We start from the raw sequence: 15,779 nt of genomic DNA, 5'->3' as shown, positions 1-15,779 counted from the left end.
CCGTCTACACCGTCCCGCTCAGCGCCTTGATGGCACGGTAGAAGGTCGAGGAAAACAATTCCGCCGGGTCATAGTGCCGCTTTACCTTCAGGAAGGCCGGCAATTCGGGATAGGACGCCAGCAATTCCTTGGCCGTATAGTGCAGCTGGTAGGGCAGGAAGAAGCGCCCGCCATGCTTGATCGTCACGTCGATCAGCGCCCGCGTCAGCGCCCGCAACCTGGCATTGCCATCGGCATCGGCCGGCTGGTTGATGTAGAGCACCAGCGAATAGGCCGGCTCCGGCGCGTAGGTCAGCGCCACGTCCTCCTTGTGGACGATGCGCACCGAGGCGTTGAGCACCGGCAGATCCTGGTTGCGCAGGATCTCGCGCGCTTCCGCGATGAATGGATTATAGCTCGCGCGTGGAATAAAATATTCGTGCAGTATGTCGGTCTCATTCACGAGGTCGTTGAACAGATACGGCACCGAATCGTGCATCGGGTTGTTGCGGGTGACGAGACAGGCCTCGCCCTGGGCAAGCGCCGAGCTACGCGGCACCGTACAACTCTCGAATTTCGGCTCCAGCGTCTTTTCGGTGAACCATTTCAGTTCCTGGAACGCGCTGCCCCATTTGGCCATGTTCATGATCACCCGCTTCAGGCCGACGCCATCGGGTTCGCCAAGCGCCGGCTGGTCGGCCGGCGGCTGCTCCGCCACTCTATCGTAGCGGTAGACGATCATGTCCTCGAGGAAATTGCCCGGCGCCGTCGACAGGTGCCCGTAGAACAGGCCAATGTCCTTGTTCGGCTCCAGCACCTCGGCGAAGAATTTCGGGAAATCGTCGGATTTGATGATCTCGCGCGAGGTGCTGTAGACGGCATTGTCGACGATATCGAGCGTCGCCTCCAGCACCACGCCGAACAGACCGTAGCCGCCGACGACATGTCGGAACAGCTCGATGTTTTCGGTTGGCGAGCAGATGGTCACCGACCCGTCCGCCAGCATCACCCGCATCGAGCGGATGGAGCCGGCTACCGAGCCCGCCTGATGGTCCATGCCATGCGCGTTCACCGACAGCGAGCCGCCGACTGAAAAGATATCGGTCGACTGCATCGCCTTCACCGCGAAGCGCGGATGCAGCATGGTCTGGATGTCGTGCCAGCACGCGCCCGGCTGCAAGGTCATGGTCTTGGCCGCGGCGTCCACCGTAACCTTGTTGAACTTTCTCATATCCAGGACCAGCGCATTGTCGTCGAAAGCATGCCCGCCCATCGAATGGCGGATGGCCGCCAGCGACACTTTCAGCCCGTTGGCGCGCGCGAAGGCGAGCGCCTTGGCGATATGCTCTTCCTCGCTGACCTCGACGACGCCATAGATCGGCGTCCTCGACAGACCGCTGGCATCGTTGATGTCGCCGCCCTTGGCCAGCCAGGGCAGCGACGGATCGAAGGCGGGCGGGCTCCCGATCGGCTTCAGCGGCAGTGCGATGCCGTCTACATCGGCGATGCGTCCGCTGTTCTTCGGCCCTGACGGGCCTCGCGCCAGCCGCGCCACGGTGGTGCCGCCCCACAGCACGGCGCCGCCAAAAACAGCCGCCCCCAGCAGCAGCCGCCGCGACAGGCGCAATCCCTTTTGTTCCTCGGCCATCGGATCCCCCCGCAGCCAAGGAATAGCGCGGCCTTTTGGCAAAAACCATAGCGTCGCTGCCGCAACGGCGTTCCGCCGCCGTCGTCGCCTGGCGGTGAGTGTCCAACCCAATGAAAATGGCCGGTTCCCCAAGGAACCGGCCAGATTGGAGCAGGGTCTCAAAGTCCGGTCGGCAGTCTCTATGAGGCCTTCTTGATCGACGTCACCATGCCGGTCTTGTCGTCGACGGTCACCGCCACCTTGGCGCCGACCTTCAGTTTCCCGACCGACGCATCGGGCGACAGCTGGTAGATCTTGCCGTCGTCGAGGGTGACCGACTTGGTTGTCGGATCGACCGCCTGGATGGTGCCCTGAACGGTCGCGGCATAGGCCGTGCCGAGGAAGGCGAGCAAAGCGGCGGTGGTTGCGAGGGTCTTCTTCATGGATATCACTCCGTGCTGTTTCGGTTTTCCGGTACCGCTTGGGAGAGGGCAGCACCGAACGGCCCGAAACTGGAACGAAACAGCTATCATCGGCAAATCACGTTGGGTGAATTTTCGCAAAGGATATCATAAGCTTAATTCCGACATATTGTCTGCGGCCGACATCATTCCGGGCCGCTTCGGTTCCCCCGGCGAGCGCATTTCCGTTCGCGAAAAGAGTCGTTTAGAGGGATTGTGGCGAGCAGTTGCGATCACGGCGAGGCCGCCGCAATCCGTCTCGAGCAGCATCACGAAACAGACCGCCGAGCCGTTATCGATACACATTTTATGTCATGGATCAGTTCAGATCGCCAATTGAAATGGAGAAAACTCGCGCTCCGGTTGCAAATCTGGAACGGATGCCGGATGGTGCGCCGTTACCATGAGGGGGCCTTTCCATGAAGCTTGCAGTCCGGTCCATGATGTCCTTGATGATGTTGGCGTGTGCTCCGGGATCGGCCGGCGCGCAAGCCGCGATTCCGAACGATGACAAAGCGCTTATGTTTGCTACGGACGACCCCGAGATGGCGACGGCGACTGCAAAGGCTCTTGCCAGCCTGGATGAGTTCCTGGCCCTGGCCGGAACGCCGCCCTCTGGGACGGACAGGTTCAAATTGAAGGTCGAGGTGCGCGATGGGGATATCAGCGAGCACTTCTGGGTCATCCCGTTCCAGCGCACCGAAACGGGGTTCGTCGGCATATTGGCAAACGAACCGGCAGCTGTGCGCAATGTCGTCCTCGGCCAGGAGATAGAATTCACCAGGGACGATATTTCGGACTGGGGATACAGACACGACGGGCGGCAAGTAGGGAGCTTCACCGTGTGTGTGATGTTCAAGAGGATGTCGAAGGAAGAAGCGGACTACCTGCGCGACAAATCCGGTTACGATTGTTGATCGTTTGCCCAACCGGACTAGCTTGCGCCGATCTTGCGCACCAGTGCCGCGGTCGCCAGCATGGCACCCAGGTCCGAAATCATCGGTGCGACATGGCTGGCGTAGTCGAGCGGCACCGAAATATCAGGTAGCTCGAAAAAATTCTTCGGCTGCGGCAGGAGCAGAAAACCGTCGCTGCCGTTGAGCGCGACACGCGCGGGCTCGTCCGGCCAGGTTTCGCCGAGCCATTTCAGCGCTTGCGCCAGCCGGCCGGTCACCAGCGGCCGCGCCGCCTCGACATTGTTGGTGCGGAACTCGTAGGCGGCGTCGAGCTCCGGCACGCCGGACGGCAGTTCCTGCATCCTGGGCGCGAACATGCCGCGGAAAAAGCCGATCACACCACTGGCACGTCGCGCCGCGACCAGTATTCCTGGAAACGGCTCGATGGTTTCGAAGGCGACGACGACGCCCTTGAATGTGGTCGCCTTGTTCTTGGTGGCGCCCCCGTCCCACAGGTCGGCTTCGTATAGTTCGAACGCAAATCCGTCATATCGTCCGGAGATGATATCGTCGAAGCGGCTCATGGTGAAACCGCCGACGGTCTCGCGCGGCAATCGGTCAAAGGAATGCGGCGTCACGTCATGCTGGTAGCGCATATCCCCAATGAAGCCGAAGATGATCGGCATCAGCGTCTGGCGAAACGATTGCTGCAGCCTCGCCGCCGGCCTGATCGCCCGGAAATAAAGCACGACCGCCACCACGAAGCCGACCACGTACAGAAATACGTGCGGCGTTGAGAACCATTGCTCGTTGGGATCGGCGACCGTGTTGAACAGCCACGCAATGAGCGCCACGAAGACGACCACCAGGCCAACGGACAACGGTGCGCGCCACTTGGCCGCGCGTGCCACCGAGGCCCTTTTCGCTTCGTAGATCTCGATGTCTTTCTTGATGGCTGCGATAGCAGCCGCGCCCGGCATGAAATCCGCCGTCTCCATCGCCAATCCCCGCCGCCAGTGTTGCCGCATGATAGCCATTTTCGCGGGAAAGTCGCCAGCGCTTACCCCTGCCCTGTCGTGGACCTGTCACGCGGTCAGGGCGACGCGTCCACAAGGGAAGCAGGAAAGATCGCGTCCAGCCGGCCCTCGATTTTTTGCCGCATGGGCTCGTCCAATGCCTCGACCGGCAGCAGCCGTTCGTGGTCTCCCGCACGCAAGCGCACAAAGGGATGAAACCAGTAGGACGCGACAGCGCCGCGCGTCTCCGCATCGGCGCTGACGTCCACGATGAAAATCCCGCCAATCCGCCCCGGCCATGGCTGCCGGGCAAAAGCCGTGCCGAGGAAATCGCCGAGCCCATAGGCAATCACCGTCCCGCCGATCCGCTCCACCGGCTGCATGACATGGGCGTGATGGCCGGCGATCAGACCGACGCCCTGTCCGGACAGCCTCCGCGCCAGTGCCCGGGTTGCGGCGCGCGGAAAATGCCGGAACTCCCAATCCCAATGCGGCACGGCACAGAGGAGATCGACCCCAGCACTCGCCTCGCGCGGCCAGCGCGCCGGATCGCCTTCCATCGAGACGCGGTCGGCAAACAGGCTCTCGTCGGCGTTGCGCCAGAGCGTGAAAGCGGCGAAGCCGAGAGCGAGCGGCCCGGCAGCGAAGCGTTCGACCGGACCCTTGGCGACGAGGCCGATGATGCCGACACCGAGCCGCTTCAACGCCGCGACCGTCGCGTCGAAACCGGCGACGCCCTGGTCGAACACATGATTGTTGGCCAGCGACAGGACCAGTTTTTCGCGCCTGATGCCAACCGCCGCGAGTGCCTCGGCCAGAAAGCGTTCGCTCATCGCATGATGCGTACCGAGCTTTGTCCCCAGCACGGCGCTCGGCCTGTCGACGACAGGGCTTTCGCAATTGCCGATCACCAGGTCGGCCGTGCCCAGCAGCGCCTTGATCGCCGGATCGCAGTCCGGCGCGCTCCGGTTGGCTACCGCCGAGATGTCGCCGATGAAGGCCAGCCGCACCGTCTGTCTCGGTAGCGGGTCCATCAGCGTCCCCGATGCCGGCGCAAATCCAGTGGCGCCACCGCCGAGCGACGGTTTTAGGAAACGCGGCAGCCAGGACAGTTTGTAGGATAGCGGATAGTTCGACACGGCACGCCTCATCGTTGGCCTTCTGTAGACCGTCCGCCGGACCGGTTGAAGCGTGCCCGGCGACATTCATGCAACGATGTGGACAGCGTGCCGGCATCGACAGGCGCGGCGTGGTAAATCTGTGTATGGTCGCCGCGACAAATGGGAGGGAAAAGATGACACGAATAGCAAGCCTGCTGGCATCGGCCTTCATTGTGCTCGTGCCGCTGTCGTCCGCATCGGCGGCCATGCCCGAAGCAGCAACCGCTTTGTTCGAGGCAAGGACCGTGGCCGCGCGCGACGGCGCGCTGTCGACCCTGGAAGCGGCCGCGCCGAAAGATCCAGCGTCAGCCTATGCCGCCGGCGCCGGCGAGTTCTTCACCGCGCTGGAACTGCTGGCCAGCGGCCTGCATCGCCATGGGTTTGAGAGCCCCCAATCCTTCATGCTGCCGCTGATGCGGCTGCCGGTACCGGCGAACCCCAATCCCGAGCCGCTGACCTACGAAGAGTTCCGCGCCATACTGGTGGCCTTCCGTGACCGGCTGGCAAAGTCCGCCACCACGCTTGGTTCGGTGCCGGCCGATGCCGATATCGGCATGGTCATCGACCTCACCCATGTCGGCATCGACCTCCACGAGGACGGCACCATCGCACCGGATGAAAGCATGGCGGCGATCATGGCGGCGCTGTCGCGCGGCGGCATCTCCCAGGGCGATACAGCCCCCGCGCTCACCTTCCGCTTCGACCGCGCCGACGGCTATTGGCTGCAAGGCTATGCCGAATTCCTGATGGCGCAGGCCGATTTCTGGCTGGCGCATGATTTCAAGGGCACGTTCGACGGCTCGTTCCACATGCTGTTTCCGCGCGCCAAGCTGCCGTTGCAGGACATCCTCGTGCCGCCGCCAAGCGAGATGGGCTCGAGCATCTTCTCCTCGGAATGGCGCATCGCCGACTTCATCTCGATGGTGCATCTCGTCAACTGGCCGGTTGTCGAACCGGAACGCCGCAAGGCGGCGCGCCAGGAGCTGCTCGAAATGATCCGGCTGTCGCGCGAGGACTGGAAGGCGATCCGCGCCGAGACCGACAATGACCGCGAATGGCTGCCCGGCCCGCAGCAAAAGGGCGAGAACCCGCTCACCGGCCTCGAAGTCGGCGAGGAGCAGGTGCAGGCCTGGCTCGCGACCCTGACGATGACCGAGGACCTGCTCGAAGGCCGCGCGCTGCTGCCGCACTTCCGCATCACCGGCAAAGGCATCAACATGAAGCGCTTCTTCGACGAGCCTAAACCCTTCGACCTCGTACTCTCGATCACCGGTCCCGGCATCGCGCCTTATCTGGAGAGCGGCAAGATCCTGACCAGCGAGGATTTCGACCAGATCCAGCGCGAGTTTGGAGGTGGCGGGTTTTTGACGTTCGCACTGTGGTTCAACTGAGCGGCGCGGACGCTGCGCGTCGGCCGAACTCCGACGTATCCGAAAGTAGGGAACCCTTGGACAGCGGCGTTGGAGCCGTAGGAGCCCACCACGACCGCTGCTATGAGCCCCGAGAGCCGACCCTTTTGGGCCGAAGACTTGTGGCAGCACGGCAACAAAATCTGTTGGCACCCGTGATGTTTGCGGGCGCCCGGCCGACAGGCATTTGGCGTGCCTCACTGTCCCGGAAGCGCCGAATCGCCTTTTGCGAGGATTAGCGAAGGCTGTTTCGCTTGACTCGCCCGGCAAAAACAGGCAGCAAAAAAGCCTTGGAAGGGCTGCAATACCGCGTGCATGGTCGTGGACGAGCCTTTTTTGGCACAAAGTCCACGTCTCTCGATTGGTTTTGAGAGGGATTGGTTAACCAACTTTGTCCATATTTTGAAGCAATCGGCAACTAACGACAGGCGCGGCAAACGCGTCGGGGACCACCTGGGATCACTCACAGAATGGTCGTCGCGGCTATCACAGCCGCGGACGTGGGAGCCGATTGGAGCAAGATTGGTTGCATGGCGTTGTTGAGTCGTAAAATTGTCGGGGACAGGCGTTGCAGCGGCGAGACCGCCTTCGAAGCGCCACGTGCCTCATCCTTCACCCCTGAACGGGTTGTCCGCTGGATTGCGGTGCCGGGCGTCAGCGCCGCCGTCGGCCTATGGCTGATCGGCACCATGGCCGGCCTTAGCTCTGTCGGTGCCTCGCTTTCGGTCACGTCGGTCGGCCTGCCGCAGACGCTGTCCATGCCGGGCACGCTCGCTCTCGCCGATCCGCTGAAGCAGCATTTCCTCAGCTCTTCGGCGCCCTTCATGACAGCCAATGCGCATGGCGGCGCGCAGGCGCTGCACGACCATGCCGTACAGTGCGGTGCCAGTTGCTTCAAGCTGGCCGCGATAACCTCCAAGGCGGAGAAATCCGGGCGCCTGGTGGCGCAGGCCAAGCCAACGCCGGCGAAGTCGAAATCGCAGCAGCGCTTCGAACTGATGGAAGCGTCGCTGTCGCCGACAAAGCTTGCCGCTGCCTTCGCCGGCGCGGGAAAGCCTGCGACCGCGGCCAGCACCCATCCAGTGATTTCCAGCGCCGCTCCACGGATCACCGAGGCGTCCCTGGTGCCGTCCGTCCAGGTTATGGCCAGCCTGTCCAACGACATGCCGGCTCCGGCGGCGGAACGCTTCGCCCGCGCTGAAACGGGTTCCGTCGTGCAGACCGCGCCGGCGCCGATGGGCTTTGCCCAGTCGGAAACGCCCGACAACGCGCAGCTGGCGCTTGCCCTCGTCGAGTCGATGCCGGTCGAGGACGAAGCTTTCGCCTCGCCGCTGCCGATGACCGAATCCTCCGCCGATGTCGCGGTGGCGCCTGTCGAGACCCAGCAGGAACAGCCGGGCGACGCCGCTTCGCTGCCGGATGCGCTCACCGACGACGTGCCGCTGCCGACCCGCCGCCCGCAATATGACGCGCCGCGGCAACCCCGGATCGTGGAAGAGGACAAGCCGGCCGCACAGCCCAGAACCTTGGAGCAGAAGCCGGCGCCCCAGCCGAAGCCCGTCCAGCAAGCCAGGCAGCCGGCCCGGCAAGGCCGGACCCGTGATGGTGGCGACGTGCTGGCCTATGCCAAGCCGGACACGCCTTCGGGCGGCCTCGGCCAGGCGTTCAGGAACCTGTTCAACGGCCCGAGCGCCGGAAGCGGCGCCGGCCATGGCGTCGCCGTCTATGACATCAGCGCCAAGACCGTCTACATGCCCGACGGCCAGCGGCTCGAGGCGCATTCCGGCCTCGGCGCAATGGTCGACCAGCCGCGCTATGTCCACGTCAAGGATCGTGGCCCGACGCCGCCCAACACCTACAATCTGTCGCTGCGCGAATCCCGCTTCCACGGCGTCGAGGCGATCCGCCTGACCCCGACGAGCGGCGGCAACAAATACAACCGCAACGGCCTGCTCGCGCATACCTACATGCTGCGGGGCGGTCGCGCCGAATCCAATGGCTGCGTCGTCTTCAGGGACTATTCCCGCTTCCTCGCCGCCTTCAAGAAGGGCAAGGTCACCCGCCTCGTCGTGGTGGATCGCCTGAACGGATCGGCGACCCGGGTCGCGTCGAACGGAAGCGGCGCTTGAGATAAGGCGAAACCGTCCGCCACCTCCTGACAGCCTTCTGTCAGGAGCCTGACGCGACCGCCGGCCCGTCCTCATCGCGCTCTTTCCATTTTGGCCGAGAAATCCCATATTCGGGACATGGCCAAATCCCCCGATAGAAGAACGCCGCCGACGGCGAATGAGGACCGCGCCGCGCCTAGGCGGCGCAGCCCGCTGACCGATTTCCTCGACGCCTCGGAACCGCTGCACAAAGGCGGCTTCGCCGAGATGCCGCAGGCCGAATTGTCGGGCACGCCGCTGACCGGCTCGATCGCCGATTGGGCCGAGCAGATCGAGCAGGAGGCTGAACGGGAAGGACGCGCCGCCGGCAAAGGCGGCGGCGCCAAGTCGCCGAAGAAAATACCCGAGCGCTCCGCCGCGCCGGGCCGCACCGCGCGCGGCACCTCGATGGGCGGCGCCGCGTCGGCCCGCGAACGCACGGCGGCCGGCCTCAATCCGGTCGCCGGGCTCGACATCTCGCTGGAAGAAGCCGAGACGATGTCGTCCAGTGGCGTCACCGCCACGGTGGCCGCGCTCTCGGCGCTGATCGAATCCGGCAATCCGCTGCACAAGGACGGCGTGCTGTGGACGCCGCACCGCCCTGCCCGGCCGGAAAAATCCGAAGGCGGCATCGCCATCAAGATGGTGTCGGACTTCGAGCCCGCCGGCGACCAACCGACCGCCATCAAGGATCTGGTCGAGGGCGTTGACAACAACGACCGCACCCAGGTGCTGCTCGGCGTCACCGGTTCCGGGAAAACCTTCACCATGGCCAAGGTGATCGAGGAGACACAGCGCCCCGCTCTGATCCTGGCGCCCAACAAGACTCTGGCCGCGCAGCTCTATTCCGAGTTCAAGAAATTCTTCCCCGACAACGCGGTGGAGTATTTCGTCTCCTATTACGATTATTACCAGCCGGAAGCCTACGTTCCGCGCACCGACACCTTCATCGAGAAGGAATCCTCGATCAACGAGCAGATCGACCGCATGCGCCATTCGGCGACGCGTTCGCTGCTCGAGCGCGACGACGTCATCATCGTCGCCTCCGTATCCTGCATCTACGGTATCGGTTCGGTCGAGACCTACACGGCGATGACCTTCCAGATGCAGATCGGCGACCGGCTCGACCAGCGCGCTCTGCTCGCCGACCTCGTTGCCCAGCAGTACAAGCGCCAGGACATCAATTTCGTGCGCGGCTCGTTCCGCGTGCGCGGCGACACGATCGAGATCTTCCCGGCCCACCTTGAGGACCGCGCCTGGCGCATCTCGATGTTCGGTGACGAGATCGAGGCGATCACCGAGTTCGACCCGCTGACCGGCCAGAAGACCGGCGAGTTGAAGAGCGTCAAGATCTACGCCAACTCGCACTATGTGACGCCGCGCCCGACGCTCAACCAGGCGATCAAGTCGATCAAGGAAGAGCTCAAGCACCGGCTGGTGGAACTCGAGCGCGCCGGCCGCCTGCTCGAGGCGCAGCGGCTGGAGCAGCGCTGCCGCTTCGACCTCGAAATGCTGGAAGCCACCGGCTCCTGCGCCGGCATCGAGAACTATTCGCGCTACCTCACCGGCCGCCAGCCGGGCGATCCGCCGCCGACGCTGTTCGAGTACATTCCAGACAATGCGCTGGTCTTCATCGACGAGAGCCACGTCACCGTGCCGCAGATCGGCGGCATGTATCGCGGCGACTTCAGGCGCAAGGCGACGCTGGCCGAATATGGCTTCCGCCTGCCCTCCTGCATGGACAACCGACCGCTGCGCTTCGAGGAATGGGACGCAATGCGGCCGCTCTCGGTTGCCGTTTCGGCGACACCGGGCGGCTGGGAGATGGAACAGGCCGGCGGCGTCTTCGCCGAACAGGTTATCCGCCCGACCGGCCTGATCGATCCGCCGGTCGAGGTGCGCCCGGCCAAGAGCCAGGTCGACGACGTCGTCGGTGAGATCCGCGACACCACCAAGGCGGGATATCGCACACTGGTGACGGTGCTGACCAAGCGCATGGCGGAGGACCTGACCGAATACCTGCACGAGCAGGGCGTGCGCGTGCGTTACATGCACTCCGACATCGACACGCTGGAGCGCATCGAGATCCTGCGCGACCTGCGCCTCGGCGCCTTCGACGTGCTGGTCGGCATCAACCTTTTGCGCGAAGGCCTCGATATTCCCGAATGCGGCTTCGTCGCCATTCTCGACGCTGACAAGGAAGGTTTCCTGCGTTCGGAAACCTCGCTGATCCAGACCATCGGCCGTGCCGCCCGCAATGTCGACGGCAAGGTCATCCTCTACGCGGACCAGGTCACCGGTTCGATGGAGCGGGCGATGGCCGAGACCAACCGGCGCCGCGAGAAGCAGATGGAGTGGAACGCCGCCAACGGCATCACGCCGGAATCGGTCAAGTCGCGCATCTCCGATATTCTGGACTCGGTCTACGAGAAGGACCATGTTCGCGCCGACATCTCGCAGTTCACCGACAGCGCCGGCGCCATGATGGGCAACAATTTCAAGGCCCATCTCGACGCGCTGGACAAGCAGATGCGCGACGCCGCCGCCAATCTCGACTTCGAAAAGGCGGCCCGCATCCGCGACGAGATCAAGCGGCTGCACGAGATGGAATTGTCGATCTCCGACGATCCGCTGGCGCGCGAGGTGGAAGGCCAAAGTCCGGCCTCTGGCCGCGAAAAGGGCAAGCACAACAAGGGCGTGGCCAAGCATCGGACATTGGAGGAACAGGAACGGTTCCGCAAGCTCGATCAGGCACGCGCCGCCGAAGAGGCAGCCAAGGCCGCCAGGCCCAACCTCTTCCGCAAGCCCGATCTCGACGAGATGGGCGCCGACGGCGCCGTGCCGGTGAAGAAGCCACTGTTCGCCAAGCCGTCACTGGACGATATGGGACCTGGTACCGACATGCCGACGCCGTCAGGCGCGGTGTCGCGGTCGCTGTTCAAGAAGCAGTCGGCGGAAGAAGCGCATGGCTCCGACTTCGGCATCCCCGGCGATGCGACCAAGCCGCTGTTCAAAAAGAACTCGCTCGACGAGATGACGGTGCGTCGCACCGAAAAACCGGTAGAGGGAAAAGTCCCGGCGAAGCCACAGCCAATCTCCCCCGTGGAGGAGATGTGCGGCAGGACAGAGAGGGGCGCGAAGGATCGCGGCGATGCCGACAAGCCTATCGTCCGTCAACGCTCCGGCATCGGCTCCTACGAAGACCAAGGCGACGCCCGCCGCGAAAAGCGCCGGCCGGGCAAGACAGGCAGGCCCGGACGGTAGCAATTCTTCGCGCCCCCGCTGTCCCTCCAATATAGATCAGCTTTTCCTGCCACCTTGCCAGTGGTGGGACGAACCTATACGGGCCTTTCAATTCTGCTCTTCCGCTCCGAAAACCATCAGCCAACTCCCCCATGAAACCCAGAGACATCGCCGCCTACGTCTTCCTGGCTGTCACCTGGGGACTGTCGTTCCTGGTGCTGCTCAAGGTGGTGCATGCCTTTGGCTGGGTCGGCGCGGTCACCTTGCGGGCGCTGATCGCCGGCATCACGCTCTTTCTGCTTGCCGCCGCGACGCGGCGACGGCTGGATTTCAGCGCCGGCTGGCGGCATTTCGCCATGGTCGGCGCGACGACGGTGGCGGCGCAGCTGATCGGCCTGTCCTATGCCACGCCGCGCATCGGCACGGCGATGGCGGCCATCGTGGTTGCCGCCATCCCGCTGTTCTCGATGATCATCGGCCAGCTCTGGGGGCTTGAGCGCATCGCTGTTCGCGGCCTGGCCGGACTGCTGCTCGGCGCTGCCGGCATCATCGTCCTGGTCGGTTTCCCCGCCGTTCCGGTCACCGCATCCTTTGCGATCGGCTGTGCCGCCTCGCTGTTCAGTTCCTTCTCGGCGGCATTCGGCAGCAACTACGCCAATCGCCATTTGCGCTCGGCCGGCTCGCTGGAACTCACCAGCGCCGCCTTCCTGTTCGGCGGCCTGATGACGCTGCCGCTGCTGCTCGCCGTGCCGGTGCCAGCCATGCCGCGACCTGTCGATTTCCTCTACCTGGCCATACTGGCCTGCGTGATGAGCGCATTGACCTATGTCGTGTATTTCCGGCTGGTGGCCAGCATCGGAGCGACCAGGACCATCAGCGTCGAATTCGCCGTCACCACGATCGCGGTGCTGGCCGGAACGATTGTGCTCGGCGAGTCGCTGACCCTGATCCAGGGCTTCGGCGCGGTGGCAATCATCGGCGGCTGCATACTGGTGCTGGACCCCTTCCCGCGCCGCTTGAAAGCGGCGGCCTTGCCATCAGCCTCGCCTTTGGTGTAGCCAGTCGTCACACTCGAACGTCTCGAAAGGAGGGCTCACGTGTTTACGTTCTATCGTCACCATCGTCAGCGTGGCCCGATTTGCGCCCTGCGAGCCAGCTTGCAGGGCTGACCAGGGACGGTCCGGGTTTTCTCCCGCTTCGATTTTTTGGTCTGCCCTTCGTGGTACGCAACGCCTGGCCTGATGGCCGGCACGCGCACCGTCAAAGTGCATGAGCCGGCATTCCGGCAAGACCAGAGAAATCAAAATGGCCCTGATCAGCCTCAAATCCCTCGGCGTCACCATGAGTGCGCCGCTCTTTTCCAATCTCGACCTCAGCATCGGCAACGGCGACCGGCTCGGCATCGTCGCCGCCAACGGCCGCGGCAAGTCGACCTTGCTCAAATGCCTGACCGGCGAACTGGAACCGACGACAGGCGACATCACCGCACGCGCGGTCTGCGTGTCGGCCATGTCGAGCAGTCCGTTGCCCCTGCCCTGCTTGGCCGCACTTTTTACGAGGTTGTGGCTGAGGCGTTACCGCCCGAACAGGCCGACAGCGAGATGTGGCGCGTCGATGTGGTTCTCGATTCACTTGACGTGCCCGAGCCGATGCGCGGGCGAGAAATGCAGGCACTGAGCGGCGGCTGGCAGCGGCTGGCGCTGATCGCCCGCGTCTGGGTCACCGATCCCGACATGCTTTTGCTCGACGAGCCGACCAACCATCTCGACCTTGCCCGCATCAGCCAATTGGAAACCTGGCTCAACGCGCTGCCGCGCGAGGTGCCCGTCATCATCGCCAGCCATGACCGCGCCTTCCTAGACGCCACCACCAACCGGACGCTGTTCCTGCGCCCGGAACAGTCGCCGGTGTTCTCCCTCCCCTATTCCCGCGCCAGGGAGGCGCTGGACGAGGTTGACGCGTCGACCGAACGAAAGTTCCAGCGCGACATGAAGGTGGCGCAGCAATTGCGCCGGCAGGCGGCCAAGCTCAACAATATCGGCATCAATTCCGGCAGCGACCTGCTGACGGTCAAGACCAAGCAACTCAACCAGCGCGCGGAAAAATTGGAAGAGGCCGCCAATCCGGCGCATCGCGAGAAATCGGCGGGCGCGATTGAACTCGCCAATCGCGGTACCCACGCCAAGGTGCTGATCACGCTTGACGACGCGGCGGTCGAAACGCCCGACGGCACGCTGCTGTTCAGGACCGGCAAGCGCCACATCTGCCAGGGCGACCGGATCGTGCTGCTCGGCCGCAACGGCGTCGGCAAGTCGCGCTTCGTCACCATGATCCGCAACGCCATCCTCGAGCCGGACACGGTGCGGAATGTGAAGGTGACGCCGTCCACCGTGCTCGGCTACAGCGACCAGGCGCTGTCGGGCATCAGCGGCGACGACACGCCGCTGGCGATGGTCTCGCGCCGTTACGATGTCGGCGAACAGCGCGCCCGCTCGCTGCTTGCCGGCGCCGGCGTGGTCATCGAGATGCAGGAGAAAAAGATCGGTGTTCTGTCGGGCGGCCAGAAGGCACGGCTGATGATGCTGGCGCTCAGGCTCGCCAATCCCAATTTCTATCTGCTCGACGAGCCCACCAACCATCTCGACATAGACGGCCAGGAAGCGCTGGAGGAAGAGTTGCTGAAGCACCAGGCAAGCTGTCTGCTCGCCTCGCACGACCGCTCCTTCATCCGCGCCATCGGCAACCGCTTCTGGCTGATCGAGAAGCGGAAGCTGACCGAAGTCGAGGATCCGGAAAGCTTCTTCCGCGAGGTGGCTGAGGGAACCGGCTGAGCGGCGGGAGATCGGCATGCCTGTAAATTATCTGCTTACAGGCTCTTGATTTGTGTAAGCGATCTGTTTACATATGTCATGATCAAATCGTTCAAGAACAAGGCGCTGTCCGACCTTTTTCAAACCGGAAAAACCGGCAAGATCGATGCCAAGATGCACAAGCGCATCCTTGTTCGGCTTGACCGCCTGGAAGCATCGGAAAAGCCGGAGGAGATGAACCTTCCCGGCTTCGACTTCCATTCGCTGAAAGGCCTCGATCCCATCCGCTACACGGTCCACGTCAATGGTCCGTGGTGCATTACATTTGAATTCGACGGTAACGACGCCGCCCGCGTCGATTTCGAGCAATATCACTGAGGCGGCCAGATTGGAGAAGTTCGACGTATGACTGTGCACGAGCCGACGCGTCCGATCGAGCGTTGCCCCTCCCACCCGGGAGCGCTGCTTGAGGACATTATCCCGGCAACTGGAAAGACCAAGGTGGAGATTGCAAATCTGCTCGGGATATCCCGGCAGCAGCTCTATGACATTATCCGCGAAAGGAAGCCGGTTTCGCCGGCGGTGGCCGCTCGCCTTGGGAAGCTGTTCGGCGACGGCGCCGCGATCTGGCTTCGGATGCAGGCGGCTTTCGATGCCTGGCACGCCGAGCGTGAGGTCGATGTTTCGGCTATTCCCACGCTCAAGGTCGCATAGGCTCTCCTCGGCGACGCCTGAACGAGATGTAAATGCTGACAAAAAATTTTCCGGGCAATCTGTCGGATCGCCCGTTGCGGCCCCGTCCTTGGGATGCCGACACGATGATGCCGGCGCCAAACCAGGGAGAATTCGTCATGTCCGTCCTGTCATCCATCGGCCGCATCGCAACCCGGTATGCCGCGGCGCGCGCCCGTCACCGCAGCGAACGCATCCTGCTGTCGCTGCCTGCCGCGCTGCGCAAGGATATCGGCTTTCCGGAAATCCTCGACACGCGGAACAACCGTTGACGCTCGCCGCCTCTCAGGCGAGCGCGA

Annotated in this window: 13 protein-coding genes and 1 pseudogene; 10 read left to right on the top strand and 4 right to left on the bottom strand. The window is 63.6% G+C overall.

Annotated features, from left to right (window positions below; genetic code table 11):
- Nucleotides 1-4 precede the first annotated feature (4 nt).
- Nucleotides 5-1,627, bottom strand: a complete 1,623-nt coding sequence (locus FJ950_RS17635; RefSeq protein ID WP_140617717.1) for an FAD-binding oxidoreductase — start codon at nt 1,625-1,627, stop codon at nt 5-7.
- A 179-nt stretch (nt 1,628-1,806) separates the two neighbouring features.
- Nucleotides 1,807-2,049, bottom strand: a complete 243-nt coding sequence (locus tag FJ950_RS17630; RefSeq protein WP_015316128.1) for a DUF1344 domain-containing protein — start codon at nt 2,047-2,049, stop codon at nt 1,807-1,809.
- Nucleotides 2,050-2,486: 437 nt separating this feature from the next.
- On the opposite strand from FJ950_RS17630, the gene FJ950_RS17620 reads away from it, so the two are divergent.
- Nucleotides 2,487-2,984, top strand: coding sequence for a DUF2314 domain-containing protein (locus tag FJ950_RS17620; RefSeq protein WP_015316127.1), 498 nt, complete (start codon nt 2,487-2,489; stop codon nt 2,982-2,984).
- A gap of 17 nt (nt 2,985-3,001) precedes the next feature.
- Here FJ950_RS17620 and FJ950_RS17615 read toward each other — a convergent pair whose 3' ends face one another.
- Together FJ950_RS17615 and FJ950_RS17610 are read right to left on the bottom strand one after the other, a co-directional pair.
- Nucleotides 3,002-3,961, bottom strand: coding sequence for a DUF3137 domain-containing protein (locus FJ950_RS17615; protein WP_140617715.1), 960 nt, complete (start codon nt 3,959-3,961; stop codon nt 3,002-3,004).
- 95 nt (nt 3,962-4,056) lie between these two features.
- On the bottom strand, nt 4,057-5,130 hold the full coding sequence (locus tag FJ950_RS17610; RefSeq protein ID WP_181171291.1) for a CapA family protein: 1,074 nt from the start codon (nt 5,128-5,130) through the stop codon (nt 4,057-4,059).
- A gap of 143 nt (nt 5,131-5,273) precedes the next feature.
- Between FJ950_RS17610 and FJ950_RS17605 the strand changes: the two genes are divergently transcribed.
- From FJ950_RS17605 to FJ950_RS29540, 9 genes and pseudogenes are all read left to right on the top strand, one after another.
- A complete protein-coding gene (locus FJ950_RS17605) occupies nt 5,274-6,530 on the top strand; it encodes a hypothetical protein (protein WP_140617714.1) in 1,257 nt (418 codons plus the stop codon).
- Nucleotides 6,531-7,078: 548 nt separating this feature from the next.
- Nucleotides 7,079-8,677: a DUF2778 domain-containing protein gene (locus FJ950_RS17600; RefSeq protein ID WP_140617713.1), complete on the top strand. Its 1,599-nt coding sequence runs from the start codon at nt 7,079-7,081 to the stop codon at nt 8,675-8,677.
- 117 nt (nt 8,678-8,794) lie between these two features.
- Nucleotides 8,795-11,959: an excinuclease ABC subunit UvrB gene (gene uvrB / locus FJ950_RS17595; protein WP_140617712.1), complete on the top strand. Its 3,165-nt coding sequence runs from the start codon at nt 8,795-8,797 to the stop codon at nt 11,957-11,959.
- Between the two features lie 131 nt (nt 11,960-12,090).
- Complete coding sequence (locus FJ950_RS17590; RefSeq protein ID WP_140617711.1) at nt 12,091-12,996, top strand: DMT family transporter; 906 nt, start codon at nt 12,091-12,093, stop codon at nt 12,994-12,996.
- A 211-nt stretch (nt 12,997-13,207) separates the two neighbouring features.
- Nucleotides 13,208-13,740: pseudogene (locus FJ950_RS30185) on the top strand (ATP-binding cassette domain-containing protein); the annotation flags it as partial.
- A 186-nt stretch (nt 13,741-13,926) separates the two neighbouring features.
- Nucleotides 13,927-14,769 carry an ATP-binding cassette domain-containing protein gene (locus FJ950_RS30180; protein ID WP_348641170.1) on the top strand — a complete coding sequence of 281 codons (843 nt, stop codon included), beginning with the start codon at nt 13,927-13,929 and terminating at the stop codon, nt 14,767-14,769.
- 78 nt (nt 14,770-14,847) lie between these two features.
- Entirely contained in the window at nt 14,848-15,126 is a 279-nt protein-coding gene (locus FJ950_RS17580; RefSeq protein WP_015316119.1) for a type II toxin-antitoxin system RelE/ParE family toxin, read from the top strand.
- A 27-nt stretch (nt 15,127-15,153) separates the two neighbouring features.
- The gene (locus tag FJ950_RS17575) at nt 15,154-15,462 is read left to right on the top strand and encodes a HigA family addiction module antitoxin (RefSeq protein WP_015316118.1); all 309 of its coding nucleotides are present in this window, start codon (nt 15,154-15,156) and stop codon (nt 15,460-15,462) included.
- Nucleotides 15,463-15,494: 32 nt separating this feature from the next.
- Complete coding sequence (locus FJ950_RS29540) at nt 15,495-15,752, top strand: hypothetical protein (RefSeq protein WP_015316117.1); 258 nt, start codon at nt 15,495-15,497, stop codon at nt 15,750-15,752.
- Nucleotides 15,753-15,779 lie beyond the last annotated feature (27 nt).

It is taken from the genome of Mesorhizobium sp. B2-3-14, assembly GCF_006442175.1.
GTDB classification, from domain to species: Bacteria; Pseudomonadota; Alphaproteobacteria; order Rhizobiales; family Rhizobiaceae; genus Mesorhizobium; species Mesorhizobium australicum.
Note: the sequence above shows the minus strand (reverse complement) of the source record. Positions and strands in the feature narration are given on the sequence as shown.